This window comes from Gilvimarinus algae (genome assembly GCF_030518215.1).
GTDB classification, from domain to species: Bacteria; Pseudomonadota; Gammaproteobacteria; order Pseudomonadales; family Cellvibrionaceae; genus Gilvimarinus; species Gilvimarinus algae.
Genome location: NZ_JAULRT010000059.1, coordinates 105773 through 122753 on the forward strand (window position 1 = coordinate 105773; position 16981 = coordinate 122753).

21 protein-coding genes are annotated in these 16981 nt (G+C 57.9%); 11 read left to right on the plus strand and 10 right to left on the minus strand.

The annotated features are described in order from the left end of the window. Positions 1 to 3 precede the first annotated feature (3 nt). From hpf to QWI16_RS11835, 8 genes are all read right to left on the minus strand, one after another. Positions 4 to 294, minus strand: a complete 291-nt coding sequence (hpf, locus tag QWI16_RS11800; RefSeq protein ID WP_302713363.1) for a ribosome hibernation-promoting factor, HPF/YfiA family — start codon at positions 292 to 294, stop codon at positions 4 to 6. 81 nt (positions 295 to 375) lie between these two features. After that, positions 376 to 1887, minus strand: coding sequence for an RNA polymerase factor sigma-54 (locus QWI16_RS11805; RefSeq protein WP_302713365.1), 1512 nt, complete (start codon positions 1885 to 1887; stop codon positions 376 to 378). A gap of 151 nt (positions 1888 to 2038) precedes the next feature. Further along, a complete protein-coding gene (gene lptB, locus QWI16_RS11810; protein WP_302713367.1) occupies positions 2039 to 2764 on the minus strand; it encodes an LPS export ABC transporter ATP-binding protein in 726 nt (241 codons plus the stop codon). Position 2765: 1 nt separating this feature from the next. Further along, positions 2766 to 3287 (minus strand): lipopolysaccharide transport periplasmic protein LptA, encoded by a 522-nt coding sequence (lptA, locus tag QWI16_RS11815; RefSeq protein ID WP_302713369.1) that lies wholly within the window; start codon positions 3285 to 3287, stop codon positions 2766 to 2768. Continuing rightward, on the minus strand, positions 3274 to 3852 hold the full coding sequence (gene lptC / locus QWI16_RS11820) for an LPS export ABC transporter periplasmic protein LptC (RefSeq protein WP_302713371.1): 579 nt from the start codon (positions 3850 to 3852) through the stop codon (positions 3274 to 3276). Before lptC ends, lptA begins: the two co-directional genes overlap by 14 nt. Before the next feature lie 2 nt (positions 3853 to 3854). Continuing rightward, positions 3855 to 4391: a KdsC family phosphatase gene (locus QWI16_RS11825; protein WP_302713373.1), complete on the minus strand. Its 537-nt coding sequence runs from the start codon at positions 4389 to 4391 to the stop codon at positions 3855 to 3857. A gap of 13 nt (positions 4392 to 4404) precedes the next feature. Further along, a complete protein-coding gene (locus tag QWI16_RS11830) occupies positions 4405 to 5373 on the minus strand; it encodes a KpsF/GutQ family sugar-phosphate isomerase (RefSeq protein ID WP_302713374.1) in 969 nt (322 codons plus the stop codon). A gap of 47 nt (positions 5374 to 5420) precedes the next feature. Next, complete coding sequence (locus QWI16_RS11835; RefSeq protein ID WP_302713375.1) at positions 5421 to 6383, minus strand: calcium/sodium antiporter; 963 nt, start codon at positions 6381 to 6383, stop codon at positions 5421 to 5423. Between the two features lie 168 nt (positions 6384 to 6551). On the opposite strand from QWI16_RS11835, the gene QWI16_RS11840 reads away from it, so the two are divergent. The 6 genes from QWI16_RS11840 to QWI16_RS11865 all read left to right on the plus strand — a co-directional run bounded on the left by QWI16_RS11840 (position 6552) and on the right by QWI16_RS11865 (position 11507). Next, entirely contained in the window at positions 6552 to 7172 is a 621-nt protein-coding gene (locus tag QWI16_RS11840; RefSeq protein ID WP_302713376.1) for an MlaC/ttg2D family ABC transporter substrate-binding protein, read from the plus strand. A 103-nt stretch (positions 7173 to 7275) separates the two neighbouring features. Further along, on the plus strand, positions 7276 to 7518 hold the full coding sequence (locus tag QWI16_RS11845) for a BolA family protein (RefSeq protein ID WP_302713377.1): 243 nt from the start codon (positions 7276 to 7278) through the stop codon (positions 7516 to 7518). Between the two features lie 10 nt (positions 7519 to 7528). Then, positions 7529 to 8791: a UDP-N-acetylglucosamine 1-carboxyvinyltransferase gene (gene murA / locus QWI16_RS11850; RefSeq protein ID WP_302713379.1), complete on the plus strand. Its 1263-nt coding sequence runs from the start codon at positions 7529 to 7531 to the stop codon at positions 8789 to 8791. Between the two features lie 11 nt (positions 8792 to 8802). Continuing rightward, the gene (gene hisG, locus QWI16_RS11855; RefSeq protein ID WP_441294562.1) at positions 8803 to 9438 is read left to right on the plus strand and encodes an ATP phosphoribosyltransferase; all 636 of its coding nucleotides are present in this window, start codon (positions 8803 to 8805) and stop codon (positions 9436 to 9438) included. 47 nt (positions 9439 to 9485) lie between these two features. Then, positions 9486 to 10778: a histidinol dehydrogenase gene (gene hisD / locus QWI16_RS11860; RefSeq protein WP_302713381.1), complete on the plus strand. Its 1293-nt coding sequence runs from the start codon at positions 9486 to 9488 to the stop codon at positions 10776 to 10778. A 114-nt stretch (positions 10779 to 10892) separates the two neighbouring features. Next, on the plus strand, positions 10893 to 11507 hold the full coding sequence (locus QWI16_RS11865; protein WP_302713383.1) for a LysE family translocator: 615 nt from the start codon (positions 10893 to 10895) through the stop codon (positions 11505 to 11507). Positions 11508 to 11547: 40 nt separating this feature from the next. Here QWI16_RS11865 and QWI16_RS11870 read toward each other — a convergent pair whose 3' ends face one another. Together QWI16_RS11870 and QWI16_RS11875 are read right to left on the minus strand one after the other, a co-directional pair. Then, entirely contained in the window at positions 11548 to 12690 is a 1143-nt protein-coding gene (locus QWI16_RS11870; protein WP_302713385.1) for a trypsin-like peptidase domain-containing protein, read from the minus strand. 31 nt (positions 12691 to 12721) lie between these two features. Continuing rightward, positions 12722 to 13216 (minus strand): Z-ring associated ZapG family protein, encoded by a 495-nt coding sequence (locus tag QWI16_RS11875; RefSeq protein WP_302713387.1) that lies wholly within the window; start codon positions 13214 to 13216, stop codon positions 12722 to 12724. Between the two features lie 134 nt (positions 13217 to 13350). Between QWI16_RS11875 and QWI16_RS11880 the strand changes: the two genes are divergently transcribed. From QWI16_RS11880 to petA, 5 genes are all read left to right on the plus strand, one after another. After that, positions 13351 to 14022, plus strand: a complete 672-nt coding sequence (locus QWI16_RS11880; RefSeq protein WP_302713389.1) for an alpha/beta hydrolase — start codon at positions 13351 to 13353, stop codon at positions 14020 to 14022. After that, a complete protein-coding gene (zapE, locus tag QWI16_RS11885) occupies positions 14019 to 15125 on the plus strand; it encodes a cell division protein ZapE (protein WP_302713391.1) in 1107 nt (368 codons plus the stop codon). Before QWI16_RS11880 ends, zapE begins: the two co-directional genes overlap by 4 nt. 159 nt (positions 15126 to 15284) lie before the next feature. Next, the gene (gene rplM / locus QWI16_RS11890) at positions 15285 to 15713 is read left to right on the plus strand and encodes a 50S ribosomal protein L13 (RefSeq protein WP_302713393.1); all 429 of its coding nucleotides are present in this window, start codon (positions 15285 to 15287) and stop codon (positions 15711 to 15713) included. A 14-nt stretch (positions 15714 to 15727) separates the two neighbouring features. Then, on the plus strand, positions 15728 to 16120 hold the full coding sequence (rpsI, locus tag QWI16_RS11895; RefSeq protein ID WP_302713395.1) for a 30S ribosomal protein S9: 393 nt from the start codon (positions 15728 to 15730) through the stop codon (positions 16118 to 16120). Positions 16121 to 16387: 267 nt separating this feature from the next. Beyond that, entirely contained in the window at positions 16388 to 16981 is a 594-nt protein-coding gene (gene petA, locus QWI16_RS11900; RefSeq protein ID WP_302713397.1) for a ubiquinol-cytochrome c reductase iron-sulfur subunit, read from the plus strand.

Sequence of the window (16981 nt, forward strand, 5' to 3'; positions counted from 1 at the left end):
TGATCAGCGATGGCTTTTGAGTTTTTCTTTGTGCTTGATCAGTTGGCGATCAAGCTTGTCGGTCAGGGCGTCGATGGCCGCGTAGAGATCTTCTGACTCGGCATCTGCAAAAATATCCTTGCCATTGACGTGAATCGTCGCTTCGGCTTTTTGCACCAGCTTTTCAACCGTCAAAATGACGTTAATGCTGGTAATAAACTCACTGTGATGGGTCAGGCGCTCAAGCTTGCTGTCCACATAGTTGTGAATGGCTTCGGTTACGTCGAGATGATGGCCGCTGATATTGACTTGCATAATCTGTCCTCTTGTCAGGGTGGTTTGCCCTTTTGTCCAGTAATTGCCTGTCTGCTATTCAGAGTACAGGCTCTGACTCACTCACACCAGAGCCTTGCGCTCATTGGAAGGCGGTATGTTCAGAGACTCGCGGTACTTGGCGATGGTGCGGCGAGCAACCTGAATGCCCTGCTCCGATAGCATTTCGGTGATCTTGCTATCGCTGAGGGGCTTTTTCGGGTTCTCGGCGGCGACGAGCTTTTTAATAATAGCCCGGATTGCCGTAGACGAACACTCGCCGCCCGAGTCGGTACTGACGTGTGAGGAGAAAAAGTACTTGAGCTCGAAAATCCCCTGAGGTGTGTGCATGTACTTTTGCGTCGTTACCCGCGAGATGGTCGATTCGTGCATTTCCACCAGCTCGGCAATGTCGTGCAGAACCAGCGGTTTCATGGCCTCGGCACCGTAATCGAGAAAGCCGCGCTGCTTTTCTACGATGCAGGTGGCAACCTTGAGGAGTGTCTCGTTACGGCTCTGGAGGCTTTTGAGGAACCAGCGCGCTTCTTGCAGATTGTTCTTCAAAAAGGTGTTTTCTCGGCTGGAGTCGGCGCGCTTGACCAGCGATGCGTAGCCCGAGTTGATGCGCAGCCTCGGTGCGATATCCGGGTTGAGCTCAACGGTCCAACGTCCATCGCGCTTTTCGACAAAGACGTCCGGAACCACGTATTCGGTCTCACGGGTGTCGATAATTTCGCCCGGGTGGGGGTTGAGCGTTTTAATCAAGGCTACCGCCTGGGCCAGTTCCGGCTCCTTGAGGCGGGTCTTGCGCATTAGTTGGCGATAGTCGCGGCTGCCCAGCAGCTGCAAGTGGTGCTGAACAATTTGCCGTGCGGCATCCAGGTATGGGGTGTCTTTGTCGAACTGGGCCAGTTGTACCAGCAGGCAATCCACTAGGCTCTCACTGCAGACGCCACAGGGGTCGAACTGCTGAAGCCGATGCTGGACGGCCTGTACTTCGTCCAGTTCCAGCTCTTCCAGGCTGTTGGCCAGCCCTTCATAGATGTCTTCAACGCTGGTGCTGAGCAGACCGCTTTGCTCTACCGCATCGATAATGGCCATAGCGATGATTTCATCGCGCTCCGACAGGGGGGTCAGGTTCAGCTGCCACATCAAGTGGTCGTAGAGTGATTCGGTGCTGCCCCGGCGGCTTTCGAAGTCCGAGTCGTCGCCCTCGTAGTTGCTGGCCGGAAGTGTCGGACCGGAGGTGTCGTAGACATCGTCCCAGCTGGTGTCCACGGGCAAATCCTGGGGGATAGCCTCGCTCCATTCACCGTCAGCCGTGTCGCCCTCGTCGTTGCGCTCCTCCCGGGTTTTTACGGTCTCGCCATTGCCAAGGTCGGAGCTCTCGTCGTTACGGGTGTTGTCGTCACTGGCGGATTTGTCAACTTCGCCGTCGAGGTTTTCCTCTACTTCCAGCATTGGATTGGAGTCCAGCGCTTCCTGGATTTCCTGCTGTAAGTCCAGCGTTGACAGTTGCAGCAGGCGAATAGCCTGTTGCAACTGAGGCGTCATGGTCAGTTGTTGACCCAGCTTGAGCTGTAGCGATTGCTTCATAGTTAACCGATCAATTCGACACGATGTAACCGCAGAGTTTAGTCAGCATACCGCTTGCAAGCAATACTGTTAAGCAAGCTTTGTGCCTATGAACGTAGAATTTGCAAATGTCAAGATGTTGGCGGCAGATGGGGCCGCTTATTTGTGCCGCTTAGAGAACAAAGTGTTCCCCGAGGTAGACTTTGCGAACCTTGGCGTTACTCAACACCTGCTCGGCGCTGCCCTCGGCGATAATGTGTCCCTCAGAGACGATATAGGCCTTCTCACAGATGCCCAGGGTTTCCCGTACATTGTGGTCGGTGATTAAGATGCCGATATTGCGGTCCTTCAGGTGGCGCACAATCTGCTGAATGTCGCTCACGGAGATGGGGTCCACCCCGGCAAAGGGCTCATCAAGCAAGATAAACGCGGGTTCTGTGGCCAGTGCCCGGGCAATTTCCACACGCCGTCTCTCACCGCCGGACAGGGCCATACCGAGGCTGTCGCGTATATGGGTGATGTGAAACTCCTGCAGCAGGGACTCGAGATGCTGCTCGCGAGCGCTGCGATCCAGGTCTTTGCGGGTCTGCAAAATGGCCATGATGTTGTCGGCGACGGACAACTTTCGAAACACTGAGGCTTCCTGAGGCAGGTAGCCGATGCCGGCGCGGGCGCGACCGTGAATCGGCATGCGTGTCAGGTCTTTGTCGTCCAGGGACACCTTGCCGCGATCGGCCTGCACGAGACCTGCGATCATGTAAAAACAGGTGGTTTTACCGGCGCCGTTGGGGCCGAGTAGGCCGACAATCTCGCCGCTCGAAACGCTCAGCGAAACGTCGATGACGACTTGCCGACCCTTGTAACTCTTGGCGAGGTTGCTTGCGTTCAGTGTCGCCATACTACTGCTCAATGACTGCCGGTGGAATGACCATTCTGATCGGCTCGCTCGATTCGCCATCGCCCTCGGCGCTCACCAACTCGCGGGTCAAGTCATAGTGAATGCTGTGGCCTTCCATTACCGCACCATCCTGCTCTAGGCGGGCCTTGACGCTCATGGAGACGGTATTTTTCTCGCTGTTATAGACAATCTCTTGAGCTTGGGCGGTGACGATGCCGCGCTCGAGGCTGGGCTGCTGTTGAAAGTGAGCCGGTGAGCCAGTAGCGGTAATTTGTTTGACGCTGTTGTCGGCGGCAAACTCAACGACGATTTGATCGGCGTTGATGATCAGCGAGCCCTGTTGCAGGCGCGCCGATCCGGTATAGGTGACCCGGCCATTTTTTTGGTCAAAAGTCTGCTGATCGGCCTGCAGCTGGAAGCTCTGTTGTCGGTCTTCCGGCAAAGCACTGGCGCCGGCCGCGGCCAGTACCAGTAGCAGTGCGAACAGCCTGCGTGGCGCGCGGCGCCATTTACTGGGGTTCATAGATACCTTGTACCTCGGATAACAACTCCACGCGGCCGCTTTCGAGTTCGGCGTTCAGGCCCACCGCGCTGGTGATCCCGCGGGCGCTTCGCATGGTAACAGGTTTATCGGTCTGGGCGAATTGCCGCACCGTGTCGATCAGCAGGTCGTCAGTATCCACGGTAATGCGGCCAAATTCCGGGTGATCGCTGTAAGCGGTAACATTGTTTTTCAGGGTCAGGGTGTTGCGCTGGGTGTCCGCGACGCCGCGCTCGGCCCTAAGGTGCCAGGGGGGGCTATCGCTCTGAGCAAAGAACACCAAATGGGGCTGTTCGACGAAGCCTTTGGTTTGTCCCTGTTCGGTGTAGTAGATCACCCGCTCGGCATTCAGGGTGTGCCTGAGCGTGCCGGTGTCCGCGTAGGCCCGATCGCTCATGCCTTCGATGTAGGTTTCGGGGTAGCGCGCTTGGCTGTCCTCGGTATCCGGCCCCATCAGATCGCGGGGCGAGTACTGCAGCGCGACATAGACCAGTGCGCTGCACAACGCAATCAATAGGATCCAGGATTTGGGCTGGCGCGGACGCATGTTCAGTCGTCCTGCCCGAGGTAGGGCGCCAGAGCGGTGGCATAGGTCTCCTGAGCCTGCATAATCAGGTCGCAGGCGTCGCGCACGGCGCCCTCGCCACCGGCGTTGTGGCTAACCCAGTGGGCGCGCTCGGCTACCGCACTGTGCGCGTTCGGTACGGTCAGTGCCAAGCCGACGCGGGTCATGACTGACAGGTCCGGCCAGTCGTCGCCCATATAAGCGATGTCTTGGGGGGCGAGCTGCAACTCGGGGAGCAGCTCCTGCAGCGCCTGCCATTTATCTTCGCGGCCCTGAACCAGCAGGCCGATGCCTAGATCGCGGGCGCGTCGTGCGACCAGCTCACTGGTGCGCCCAGTGATAATGCCCACCCTTACGCCACTCTTTTGCAGAGTTTTGATACCGTGGCCGTCGAGGGTGCTAAAGGCTTTCATTTCATTGCCGTTGTTGTCGAAGTAAAGTCGTCCGTCGGTGAGCACACCGTCGACGTCCAACAACAGCAGTTTGATACGGCGCGCCAGCGCCAAGGTTTGTTCGGTCATAGACGATTCCGTATTACATCACGCCGGCGCGCAGCAGGTCGTGCATGTGCAGAACTCCGACCACGGCACCGTTATCAGATTCCACGACCAGAGCGGTAATTTTGCGATCTTCCATGATTTTCAACGCTTCGGCTGCGAGTGTATCTTGCTGAATGGTTTTTGGGGCCGGCGTCATAACATCGCGAATGTGCGCCGTGCGAATGTCGACATCGCGATCAATGCTGCGGCGCAGGTCTCCGTCGGTGAAAACGCCCAGTAGCCGGCCGCCCTCTTGCACCGTGGTCATGCCAAAACCTTTGCTGCTCATCACCAGCAGGGCGTGCGAAAGGCTGTCCGAGGGCGAGACCACTGGCAGCTCGGCCCCGGTGTGCATTACATCTTCAACTTTTAGTAGCAGTCGCCGCCCGAGCGCGCCACCCGGGTGAGAGAAGGCAAAGTCTTCGGCGGTAAATCCCCTCGCTTCGAGCAGGGCAATGGCCAGCGCATCACCCAGCACGGTAGTCACGGTAGCGCTTGAGGTGGGTGCCAGTGCCAGCGGACAGGCCTCACGCTCAACGGCAATAGAGAGGTGGACATCCGCCGTCTTCGCCAGTGTTGAGTTGGGGTCGCCCGTCATGGCGATCATGGCGACGCCCATGCGCTTAATAAGCGGCAGCAGGGTGATTAACTCGGCCGAGTTACCGGAGTAGGAAATGGGGATCAGCAGGTCGTCGCGCGTGAGCATGCCCAGGTCTCCATGGCTGGCTTCGCCGGGATGCATAAAGAACGCCGGTGTCCCTGTGCTGGCCAGTGTGGCCGCGATTTTCTTGCCCATGTGTCCGGACTTGCCCATGCCAGAGACGATAACCCGGCCTTTACACTCGAGAATACGCTCGCAGGCGTGGGTAAAGGCTCCGTCAATACGCTCGGCTAGGGTGGCGACGGCCCGCGACTCAAGCTCGATGGTGCGCCGCGCGGAGGCTGTAAAGTCAAATGAACTCATAGGCGTTGTGTTCGTCCGGGCCAGTCATTATACGCAATGATAGGCAATCAACCGAGCAAGAGTACGTAGTAGCCAGCATAGAGTGCGAGCAGCAGCAAGCCTATGGCCTTGCCAAGCCTCGCGCCGCCGCGATGGCGGTGCAATAAGCCGCTGGCATAGAGAGCCAGTGCCAAGAGCGCCGTCAGTCCGCCCATGGCCAGATAGTCGCGGCTGAACACGTCTGTCTCCATGGTTAGCGGCTGGATGATGCCGGGAATTGCCATCACCGCCAGCAGGTTAAACATGTTGGAGCCGATTACATTGCCAATAGCGATGTCGTGATGCCCCTTGATAGCGCTCGCCACCGAGGCGGCCAGCTCCGGTAGGCTGGTGCCTACCGCTACCACCGTTAGGCCGATGATCAGTGGGCTGACCCCAAAAGCCAGTGCCAGCTCGCTGGCGCCGCGCACAAGCAGGTCAGAGCTGATGATGAGTAGTACCAAACCAAGAGCAAACCAGAAAAAGGCTCTGCCGCGGGTCATGGTGGGGATCTCTTCGTCCACTTCTTCAGGGTGGTGGCGCTTGCTCCAGATGATGATGCCCATGGCGCAGGGCAGCGTCAGAAGCAAGAGCCAGCCCTCAAGCCGGCCCAGTTGGGCGTCAAAGAGGAACCATCCGGCCAATGCGGTGACCAATAGCAGCAGAGGCACTTCCACTTTTAGCAAATGGTTTTGTACGGGCAGGGCGGCAATCAGGGCGGTCACGCCCAGTACCAGGCCGATGTTGGCCAGGTTGGAGCCCAGCGCGTTGCCCACGGCCAGATCGCCGGCCCCGCGCAGGCCGGCGTTAATCGAAACGATCACCTCGGGAGCGGAAGTGCCAAAGGCGACAATCGTCAGGCCAATGATGAGCTTTGAAATGCCAAAGTTACGCGCCAACGCTGCGCTACCCCCGACAAAGCGATCGGCACTCCATATGAGGCCGACAAAGCCAATCAGGACAAGCAAAGCGGGAAACCAGAGGTCGGTCATAGAAAACTCTCAGGGTGTGGAACGAATCTCGGATTGTAACGGTCAGAGGCAGCTCAAATAGTATCGACCGGGCGCAAATGGTATAGTGTTACGCCTCACGCAGCAATTGTCCGCGCCGCTCCCGGTGCACAGATCACTGTCAACTTGGTTCAGCAAAAGGAAAGAAAGATGAAGAATTCGGGCTTTGTGGCTGTTGCCGGCCGCCTGTGGGTAATGGTGCTTTTGGCGTTGCCGATCAGTGGTGTCTTCGCCCAGGAAGCGGACCCCTACAAGGTGGTCAGCCAGGTCACCGATAAACTGGTCAGTGCGGCGCGTGCCCACAACAGCGGCGGCGATAAAGCCGCCTACGATGCTCAGGTGCTCCAGGCGCTGGAGCCAGTGGTGGCCTTTGATTACATTGCCCGGGTGGTTATGGGCGACTATTACAAAGCCGCCTCCGAGGAGCAGCGCAAAGCGTTTGCCGAGAAATTCAAGACCGGGCTGGTTTCTACCTATGCCAAGGGCATTGCTACCTATGCCGACAGCGATATTCGCGTGCTGCCGGCCAGCGAGTCCGTGGGTGATAAGCGCCGGGTGACCGTGGATCAGGAGGTCAAGTATCAGGGGGCGACCCACAAACTCTCCTACACCATGGGGAAAAACCGCGAGGGTCAGTGGAAGCTGATCAATCTGGTGCTCAATGGCGCCAACCTTGGCAGCTCCTTCAGCAGCCAGTTTGAGCAATTGGCGAACAAGTACAAAGGCGATGTGGCCAAAGTCATTGACCACTGGGACGCCGATAAAGCCTGATCTCCCCTCGCCGGGGTGCGCCGCAAGGCGCAATCCGGTAAGATTCCCACCCTCAGATTGAAACCGCCCGCACTGGTTGCGGGCCTTGCCCTATGGGGATTCTATGCAAGCCGAACAGCTACAGGCACTCATTGAAAACGCCGTACCCGACAGCCAGGCGCAGGTGCAAATTGAAGGCAATCACGTGCACGTGCGGGTTGTCAGCCCGGCTTTTGCCGGCATTAGCCCGGTGAAAAAGCAGCAAATGGTGTACGCCGTGCTTAACGACCGCATCGCTAGCGGTGAAATCCACGCGGTGCACATGCAAACGCTGACGCCGGAAGAATCTGCCAGCAGCAACGGGTAACAGGCACTCCATGGATAAACTGATGATCAACCGGGCCGGGCCGCTCAAGGGCGAGATCCGTATTTCCGGCTCAAAAAACTCGGCGCTGCCGATTCTGGCGGCAACCTTGCTGGCCGATAGTCCGATTCATATTTCCAATTTGCCGCATCTGAACGACATCACCACCATGCTCGCGCTGTTGCGCTGCATGGGGGTGGGGGTGACTGTGGACGAGCGTATGTCGGTGGAGATTGATGCCAACGCCATCAACGACTTCACCGCCCCCTACGAGCTGGTGAAAACCATGCGCGCTTCGATTCTTGTACTCGGGCCCATGCTGGCGCGTCACGGGGTGGCCAACGTTTCCTTCCCCGGTGGCTGCGCCATTGGTTCACGGCCGGTGGATATTCACCTGCGCGGCCTAGAGGCCATGGGCGCCAGTATCGAGGTGGACGAGGGCTACATTCGCGCCCGCAGCGATGGTCGCTTGAAAGGTGCGCACATTCTCATGGATACCGTGACCGTTGGTGGCACCGAAAACCTGCTGATGGCGGCTGTATTGGCCGAAGGCCGCACCATACTGGAAAACGCTGCCCGTGAACCCGAGGTGGTGGATTTGGCCAATTGCCTAGTGGCCATGGGCGCGCAGATCGAGGGCATTGGTACCGCCACTTTGGTCATCAATGGAGTAGAGCGCCTCAGTGGCTGTCACTACAACATCATGCCCGATCGCATTGAAACCGGTACTTATTTGGTGGCAGCGGCTGCCACGCGCGGCAGCATCCGCATCAAGGACACCCGCGAGGACATCCTCGAGGGAGTGCTTCTTAAGTTGGAGGAGGCGGGTGCCCACATAGAGACCGGTCTCGATTGGATCAGCCTGGACATGAAAGGCAATCGTCCACGCGCTGTAAGCCTGAAAACAGCGCCATACCCGGCCTTTCCCACGGATATGCAGGCCCAGTTTACGGCCATGAACGCCGTCGCCGAGGGCTCGAGTTCGGTGACAGAAACCATTTTTGAAAACCGGCTGATTCAAGTGCACGAGCTCAATCGCATGGGGGCCAACATCTCTTTGCAGGGCAATACAGCGCTGATCACTGGCGTCGAGACGTTAAAGGGCGCGCCTGTGATGGCCACGGACCTGCGCGCCTCGGCCAGCCTAGTGATTGCCGGTCTGGTAGCCGATGGCACCACCTTGGTCGATCGTATTTACCACATCGACCGCGGTTATGAATGTATTGAAGAGAAACTGCAAATGCTCGGGGCCAATATCCGCCGGGTGCCCAACTGACAGAGACCGCCATGAGTGAAATGATCACCATCGCCCTGACCAAGGGCCGTATCCTCGAAGAAACCCTGCCACTGCTGGCGGCGGCCGAGATTCATCCGGAAGAGGACATCGATAAAAGCCGTAAGTTGGTCTTTGCCACGAACCAACCAGATGTTCAGTTGCTGGTGCTGCGCGGCGCCGATGTGCCCACCTATGTGCAATTTGGCGCAGCGGATATGGGTATTTCTGGCAAGGATACACTGATGGAGAACGGCGCCGACGGTCTCTACGAGCCCCTGGATTTGAACATCGCCCGCTGCAGACTGATGACCGCGGCAATCAAGGGTGCACCGCCCAAACACGGGCGTATTCGTGTGGCGACCAAGTACGTCAATATCGCCAAGCAGTACTATGCGGCCCAGGGCAAGCAGAGCGATATCATCAAGCTTTACGGCGCTATGGAGCTTGCGCCTATTATGAGCCTGGCCGATGAGATTGTGGATATTGTCGACACGGGCAATACCCTCAAGGCAAACGGTCTGGAACCGCGCGAACACATCGCCGACATCAGTTCGCGTTTGATCGTGAACAAGGCGTCTATGAAGATGAAGCATGTGCGTATTCAGGCTATTATCGATGGTATAGCGGCCGCCGTAACGGCTGGCTGAAGCTAAATCAAATTCCCTTTTGTAGAATGTGTAACGAGCGACACGCAATGATCAGCCGACTCTCAACCCTGGATGCCGACTTCAGCCAGCGCCTCAATGCGCTATTGGCCTGGGATTCCGTGTCGGACCATAAAGTGGCTGAAATCGTCGCCGAAATTATTGAGGCGGTTAAAAGCCGCGGCGATGCCGCCGTGGTGGAATACACCAACCGCTTTGATCGCCGCCAGGCCGGCTCTCTATCAGAGTTTGTGATCAGTGCTGCTGCCTTGAGAGAGGCGCTCGGTGCCATCGCCCCCGAACAGCGCGTCGCGCTGGAAGAGGCGGCCCGGCGCGTGCGCGCCTATCACGAGCATCAGAAGCAGGATTCCTGGCAGTACACCGAGGCCGATGGCACAGTGCTCGGGCAAAAAATTACGCCCATGGAGCGCGTCGGTTTGTACGTTCCCGGAGGCAAGGCATCTTATCCGTCATCGGTGCTGATGAACGCGATACCCGCTAAAGTGGCGGGTGTGGATGAGCTAACCATGGTGGTGCCCGCCCCCGATGGCGAATTGAACAACATGGTGTTGGCGGCGGCGGCCATTGCCGGAGTGGATCGGGTGATCACCATCGGCGGCGCCCAGGCGGTAGCCGCGCTTGCCTATGGCACTGAAACGATCGCCCGTGTGGACAAAATTGTCGGGCCGGGCAACATTTTTGTGGCCACCGCCAAGCGCGCCGTATTTGGTCAGGTAGCCATCGATATGATTGCCGGTCCCTCGGAGATTCTCGTGTTGTGCGATGGGCTGACCGACCCGGACTGGATTGCCATGGACCTGTTCAGTCAAGCCGAACACGATGAGCAGGCGCAGTCGATTTTGATCAGCCCGGACGCTGAATTTCTCGATAAGGTCGAGGCGGCAATGAGGCGCCTGCTGCCCGGTATGTCGCGCCAGGCTATTATCCAGCAGTCGCTTGCCGGGCGCGGCGCATTGATTCTCGCCCGGGATATGGATGAGGCTGTGACTCTGTCAAACCGTATCGCGCCCGAGCATCTCGAAGTGTCCGTCGCTGAGCCCGAGGCGCTTTTGCCTCGTATCCGCCACGCCGGAGCCATTTTTATGGGCCGCCACACCCCCGAAGCGCTCGGTGATTACTGTGCAGGCCCCAACCATGTGTTGCCCACATCGGGCACAGCACGCTTCTCTTCACCACTGGGTGTTTACGACTTCCAAAAGCGCAGCTCCATTATTTTTGCCTCACCCGAGGGTGCCTCTATATTGGCCGAGACTGCCTCGGTGTTAGCCCGCAGCGAAGACCTGGAAGCTCATGCCGTTTCGGCAGAGTATCGCAAGCGATAAGCGAATGAGAGTTGGCCGCTGATGTTTGTTGTCGGGCTTAGGCGCTGGCAGGCGCAATAGGCCTGTCGTCCAACCAAAACTAAAAAGGAAAGACCGTTCGGAGGGGGCAGGGCTGTGGTGGCTGGTTACTTATTGTACATTTGTGTGGCGCTCGCGACCATTGCCCTGCCTGGGCCTGCGGTGATGCTGACGTTAAATAATGCCGTCCAGCGTGGGTTGCCAAAAGCGCTTGCCGGTATATTTGGTATCTCACTCGGAGTTCTTCTGGTGGCCCTAATTTCCGCCTCGGGGCTGGGCGTGATTATTGAGACTTCGGCCATGGCATTTACGGTGATTAAAATCGCCGGCGCTGCCTATTTGATCTATCTCGGTCTCAGAATGTTGCGTGTGAAATCGGTTCATACTAGCCCGTTGTGTGATCACGGGAGCTCTTTTGCAAAGTGTTTTGGTGAAGGTTTCCTAGTTTCAGTAACTAACCCCAAGGCGGTGGTTTTCTTTATTTCTATACTGCCCCAGTTTGTAACGCCCACTGAATCGCACAGTGATCAGCTGGTGGTGCTGTCACTTACATTTAGTGTTTTGGTTGTCTTGGTGCATACAGCGTATGCTTTGCTGGCATCGGTGATTAAATCACAATTGATGTCTTCAGCAGTTAGGTTGGTTTTCAGTCGAATCAGTGGTGGTCTGTTTATTAGTTTTGGCCTCGCGCTTGTTGGAGCCAGTCGTTAGGCTTGTCGAATTTTACCCGTGGGCGCAAGGCGGTTAACGCCTAAGTCCTGACGCTGCCATCCAGTGGCCGTTCGGCCACAGTCACTTCAAACTCCAGTTCCAGCGGTGCGCTGCCGGGTCTTGGGCGCAGTACGCGCACATTGACCTTGGTGCCGGGGGCGAGATCGGCCACTTCGTTCAGTCCTTGGCGTTCGGTACCGATGGGCTGACCGTCAATGTGGGTGAGAATATCGTTGCGGCGAATGCCGGCGTTAAAGGCCGGGTCGCCGGGGCTGGATTGGGTCACCAGTACCCCGGCAATGCTGCCAAGGCCAAGCTCGCTGACGATGGCGGGGTTGAGGCGCTCAACGGTTAAACCCAGCCAGCCGCGCACAACGCGACCGTATTGAATAATATCTTTGAGTGATTTCATGGCATCGTCCACCGGGACCGCGAAGCCGATGCCGACGGTGTCGAAAATAATAGCGGCGTTGATGCCGAGCAGATTGCCCTCGGAGTCGATGAGCGCGCCACCGGAGTTGCCGGGGTTAATCGCTGCGTCCGTCTGGATATAATTTTCGTAAACGCTGATGCCTAAACCGTAGCGACTCAGGGCGCTGACAATCCCCTGTGTGACCGTTTGCCCCACGCCAAAGGGGTTGCCGATGGCCAGCACGACATCGCCCACTCGTATCTTGTCCGGGTTGCCCAGCGCGATGGGTGTAAGGTTGTCCAACTCAATTTTCAGCACTGCCAAATCGCTTTCCGGGTCGTTGCCAATAAATGTGGCGCTGGCGCGCCGTCCGTCGTGCAGCAAGACAAGAATTTCATCGGCGCCGTCAATGACATGGTTGTTGGTGAGCAGGTAGCCCTCTTCATTGACGATCACCCCTGACCCCAGTGCTGACTGGATGCGCTTTTGCTGATCCGGGTTGCGGTAAAGCTGCTCGTAGAGTGGGTGATTGGCCAGTGGGTGGCGCCGGGTCTCAATGACTTTGCGCGAGTAGATGTTCACCACCGAGTTGGTAGCCTTGTCTACCGCATCGGCATAGGAGGTCACCAGCTGCGGTGCGGGGCGGGGGAGGAGTTTTTCTCCACCACTGCCGGGCAGCAACTGGGGAAAAAAGGCGAACACAGCCAGTGCGACCACCAGCCCGGCCAGTGCTGGCCAGGCGAGAAATTGCAGCAGGCGTATGAGGGGCATGAGCGTTTCCGTGTTGTTATTGTGTGGTATGTCAGCGCGCTTGCGGTGGATCTTTCTCTTCAGCTTCTTCAACGCTGGCAAAATTGCCGGTATCCCCATCGTGCAGGCCGTAATCTTCGCTCAGGGTACCCTTGCTGCCCTGGCGCTTGGGCGCCCAGTCACGCGGAGCCTCGACACTGGGTTGATCAATCTCCTGGCCCTTGTGGCCGGGCAGTTGGTGCCGGGCATCGGCCAGCAGTTGGCGGCTGATCTCCGGGGTGCTCAGCTTGAGCGCGCTTGAGGCCAGGTGCTCGTGCATGTCCCGGTAGCTTTCGTTGAGGCTATTGACCAGCTCGGTGGTGCGGGCAAAGTGTTCGGTGACATCGCGCTGATAGTTGTCCAGCGCTTGCTCGGCATCGGTGAGCCGCTTTTGCAGATCGCTGCTTCGGGTGCTGCTGGCACCGGCGCGCGATAACATATAGCCGGCGGCGCAACCGACGAGCAGGGCGATAAGAGCGGTGACAATAACCGTGGTTAATTCAAACACAAACACATCTCCTGAAAATGGACAGCATCCAGAGTCTTGCATGTTAGGTGGGTATACCGTGCGTGTAAAACTCTGAGCCGTTATTATACGGCCTTTTCCCCACTAAAGAGAGGCCGAGTGCCCAGTAGTGATTCATGAGTGATTTGTTTTACCATTCCGGCTCCCATGTGATTGAAGGTCCCGTCGGCCCTCTGGAGGTGGCGGCTATGGCTGGCGGCGCCGAGGCGCCATACAGCGGGCGACACGCCTTTGCCCTAATCGCGCATCCGCACCCCCTGCACGGCGGCACCATGGACAATAAAGTGGTGACTACCCTGGCGCGCGCCTACCGGGATCTAGGGTTGCCAGTGCTGAGGTTTAATTTCAGAGGCGTGGGCCAAAGCGGCGGTGAGCACGATCACGCCCGCGGTGAGGTGGACGATCTGCTGGCCGTGGCCGCTGCTGGTTTTGAGGCTTTGCCTGGCGCGCGCGTGCTTCTGGCAGGGTTTTCTTTCGGCTCGTCGGTGGCGGCGCGTGCCAGCTACCGACTCGATTGCCCGCATTTGACCTTGGTGGCGCCGCCAGTGCCGCGCTACGAGTTTACCGAGGGCAAGGGGTTTGCCATGCCCGTATGCGTACTGCAGGGGGAGGCCGATGAGCGGGTGGAGGAGGCTGCGGTGCGACAGTGGGCGAAGCAATTGCAAGGGGATGTGTCCTATCACCGCTTCGCCGACACCGGCCACTTCTTTCACGGTCGTCTGCCTGAATTAAAAGAGCAGCTTGGCGCGACCCTGCGGCGTCAATGTCCACCGGAGGCGCTGCAATGACGGCGAATGCGTTCACGCCCGAACAGCGCTACCGTCGCGACCTGGAAACAGAGGGCTTCCAGTACGACCCGGCGCAGGAGCGTGCCGTTGCCGAGCTTCAGGCTCTCTACCAGCGCCTTCTGGCGCCACCGCCCAAAGTGGGGCTGTGGGCCCGACTTACGGGTCGTCAGGCCATCGAGCCGGTGCGTGGCCTGTATTTTTGGGGCGGTGTCGGGCGCGGCAAAACCTACTTAATGGACAATTTCTACGAAAGCTTGCCTTTCGAGCAAAAAATGCGGGCGCACTTTCATCGCTTTATGCGCCGGGTACACGCCGACCTGAAGAGTCTTGCCGGTCAAAAAAATCCGCTGGAGCAGGTGGCGGCCGGTATCGCCGCTGAGGCTCGGGTGATTTGTTTTGATGAGTTTTTTGTCAGTGATATCACCGATGCCATGATTTTGGCGGGGTTGCTGGACGGGCTCTTTCGCCGTGGGGTGACCCTGGTGGCGACCTCTAACATCGAGCCCGCCGGCCTCTATAAAGACGGCTTGCAGCGCGCGCGTTTTCTGCCCGCCATCGCTCTGCTGGAAAAATACACTCAAGTGGTGAATGTCGACGGCGGGGTGGATTATCGGCTCCGGGCGCTGGAGCAGGCCGAGCTGTACTACTCGCCGCTGGACGACTCGGCCCGTGAGGGCTTGCAGGCGGCGTTTGAGCGCTTGTGTCCGCCGGGGGCCGAGGTGCGTGAGGCGCCTCTGCTCGAGGTGGAGGGGCGGTCGATCCGGGCGCGGCGCCTGGCCGATGATGTGGCCTGGTTTGATTTTGCCGAGCTGTGCGATGGTCCGCGTTCGCAGAATGACTATATAGAGCTGGCCCGGGAGTTTCACGCGGTTCTGGTCTCGGATGTGCCGGTGCTGGGGCGTGAGCGCGACGATCAGACCCGGCGCTTCATCAATCTGGTGGATGAGTTTTACGACCGCCATGTCAAGTTGGTGCTTTCCGCTGCGGTCGGACTGGATCAGCTCTATGCTGGGGGCCGGCTCAGCTTTGAGTTTCAGCGTACCGCCAGCCGGCTGCTGGAAATGCGCAGTCATGAGTATTTGGCGCGGCCGCACCGCCCCTGAGCATTTGCCGGCAAGCCCCGTGGCGCGCGGGTTCTCCAGGTTAGCAAAGGAGATTTGCGGCGCTTAAAAAAACCGCATAAAAGGCTTGAAAAGCCTTGCCGGCTTATGTAGTATTCGCGCTCTTTTGTGGGAAGCACCACCCTAGTAGGCAGGTATAACATGAAGACATATAGTGCTAAAGCAGAATCGGTCGCTCGCGACTGGTTCGTGATTGATGCAGAAGGTAAGACTCTGGGCCGTATGGCTGCGGAGATCGCTACTCGTCTGCGCGGAAAGCACAAGCCTGAGTACACTCCCCATGTGGACACCGGCGACTACATCGTAGTCATTAACGCGGAGAAAGTGCGCGTTACCGGCAACAAAGCGACTGACAAGATGTATTACCACCACACCGGTTTTATCGGTGGCATCAAGTCAATCAGCTTTGAGAAGCTGATCGATAAGGCCCCAGAGCGCGTTTTGCAAAATGCTGTTAAAGGCATGTTGCCGCGTGGCCCGCTCGGTCGAGCTATGTTCAAGAAGTTGAAAGTGTACGCAGGTAGTGAGCATCCGCACACTGCTCAGCAGCCGCAAGAACTGAATATCTAAACGGAAAGCTGATTATGGCAGTTACTCAATATTACGGTACCGGCCGTCGTAAGACCTCGACCGCTCGAGTGTTCATTACCCCCGGCACAGGTACAATCACCATCAATGGTCGTCCGCTGGATCAGTATTTCGGCCGCGAGGTTGCACAGATGGTTGTGCGCCAGCCGCTGGAAACCGCCGATCTGACGGACAAATTCGACGTTAAAGCCACTGTTGCAGGTGGTGGCAGCTTTGGTCAGGCGGGCGCCATTCGCCACGGTCTGACCCGCGCGCTGATAGAATACGATGAGACCTTGCGTCAGTCTCTGCGCGCCGAGGGTTATGTGACCCGCGACTCGCGTGAAGTAGAGCGTAAGAAAGTCGGTCTGCGTAAAGCCCGTAAGAAGCCGCAATTCTCCAAGCGTTAATTTGGCTTGTTGCTGCCTTATGGCAGGATCGATCGAAAGCGCTCAGGGTGCTCCCCTGGGCGTTTTTTGTATGTACCGCCAAATGACCCGAATGTTTTTTGTGCCATTGGCTCGCAGCCCTTACAGGGCGCGGGTTTGCGCCCTTATTCTTGTAAGAGGCGCGTAATTTCATTAAGATTGGCCAATTTTTAACGACAATAACATCAATCTAAATCGTTGAAATTCAGTGATTTTTAAGCCGTCGATGCTGTTAGGGGAGAAGTCGTCATGACCAATGACGTTGTCAACAAGACTCGCCGTCGCGTGCTCACCGGCGCCACCACTGTGGTGGGCGCAATCGGTGCAGTGGGTGCTGCGGTTCCTTTTGTCGGGTCCTGGAACCCGAGCGCAAAAGCCAAAGCGGCCGGTGCTCCGGTCCAGGTGAACATCAGCAAGATTGAACCCGGTGCCATGATCACCGTAGAGTGGCGCGGTAAGCCGGTGTATATCGTCCGTCGCAGCGAGCAGGCCATCGCCAACCTCGACAAGACCGATGAACTGGTCAGCGACCCCAACTCTGAAAATCCTCAGCAGCCCGCCTACGCTCAAAATCACACCCGTTCGATCAAGCCCGAAGTGCTGGTATTGCTGGGTCTGTGCACGCACCTAGGCTGCGCACCGATGTTTCGCCCAGAAGTGGGCGCTCAGGACCTCGGTGGCGACAAGTGGCAGGGCGGCTTTTTCTGCCCGTGTCACGGCTCCAAGTTTGATCTGGCGGGCCGGGTGTACAAAGGTGTACCGGCTCCTGTCAACCTCGAAGTGCCGCCTCACAAGTATGACAACGATAATCTGCTAACCATCGGCGTGGATCAGGAGGCGTAA

What these genes read in the sequence shown, in the direction of transcription:
- QWI16_RS11845 (WP_302713377.1), top strand. Translation starts at nt 7,276, where the DNA reads ATGCAAGCCGAACAGCTACAGGCACTCATTGAAAACGCCGTACCCGAC.
- lptA (WP_302713369.1), bottom strand. Translation starts at nt 3,287, where the DNA reads ATGAACCCCAGTAAATGGCGCCGCGCGCCACGCAGGCTGTTCGCACTG.
- QWI16_RS11880 (WP_302713389.1), top strand. Translation starts at nt 13,351, where the DNA reads ATGAGTGATTTGTTTTACCATTCCGGCTCCCATGTGATTGAAGGTCCC.
- lptB (WP_302713367.1), bottom strand. Translation starts at nt 2,764, where the DNA reads ATGGCGACACTGAACGCAAGCAACCTCGCCAAGAGTTACAAGGGTCGG.
- rpsI (WP_302713395.1), top strand. Translation starts at nt 15,728, where the DNA reads ATGGCAGTTACTCAATATTACGGTACCGGCCGTCGTAAGACCTCGACC.
- hisD (WP_302713381.1), top strand. Translation starts at nt 9,486, where the DNA reads ATGATCAGCCGACTCTCAACCCTGGATGCCGACTTCAGCCAGCGCCTC.
- hisG (WP_441294562.1), top strand. Translation starts at nt 8,803, where the DNA reads ATGAGTGAAATGATCACCATCGCCCTGACCAAGGGCCGTATCCTCGAA.
- hpf (WP_302713363.1), bottom strand. Translation starts at nt 294, where the DNA reads ATGCAAGTCAATATCAGCGGCCATCATCTCGACGTAACCGAAGCCATT.
- QWI16_RS11840 (WP_302713376.1), top strand. Translation starts at nt 6,552, where the DNA reads ATGAAGAATTCGGGCTTTGTGGCTGTTGCCGGCCGCCTGTGGGTAATG.
- murA (WP_302713379.1), top strand. Translation starts at nt 7,529, where the DNA reads ATGGATAAACTGATGATCAACCGGGCCGGGCCGCTCAAGGGCGAGATC.
- QWI16_RS11835 (WP_302713375.1), bottom strand. Translation starts at nt 6,383, where the DNA reads ATGACCGACCTCTGGTTTCCCGCTTTGCTTGTCCTGATTGGCTTTGTC.
- QWI16_RS11830 (WP_302713374.1), bottom strand. Translation starts at nt 5,373, where the DNA reads ATGAGTTCATTTGACTTTACAGCCTCCGCGCGGCGCACCATCGAGCTT.
- zapE (WP_302713391.1), top strand. Translation starts at nt 14,019, where the DNA reads ATGACGGCGAATGCGTTCACGCCCGAACAGCGCTACCGTCGCGACCTG.
- rplM (WP_302713393.1), top strand. Translation starts at nt 15,285, where the DNA reads ATGAAGACATATAGTGCTAAAGCAGAATCGGTCGCTCGCGACTGGTTC.
- lptC (WP_302713371.1), bottom strand. Translation starts at nt 3,852, where the DNA reads ATGCGTCCGCGCCAGCCCAAATCCTGGATCCTATTGATTGCGTTGTGC.
- petA (WP_302713397.1), top strand. Translation starts at nt 16,388, where the DNA reads ATGACCAATGACGTTGTCAACAAGACTCGCCGTCGCGTGCTCACCGGC.
- QWI16_RS11825 (WP_302713373.1), bottom strand. Translation starts at nt 4,391, where the DNA reads ATGACCGAACAAACCTTGGCGCTGGCGCGCCGTATCAAACTGCTGTTG.
- QWI16_RS11805 (WP_302713365.1), bottom strand. Translation starts at nt 1,887, where the DNA reads ATGAAGCAATCGCTACAGCTCAAGCTGGGTCAACAACTGACCATGACG.
- QWI16_RS11870 (WP_302713385.1), bottom strand. Translation starts at nt 12,690, where the DNA reads ATGCCCCTCATACGCCTGCTGCAATTTCTCGCCTGGCCAGCACTGGCC.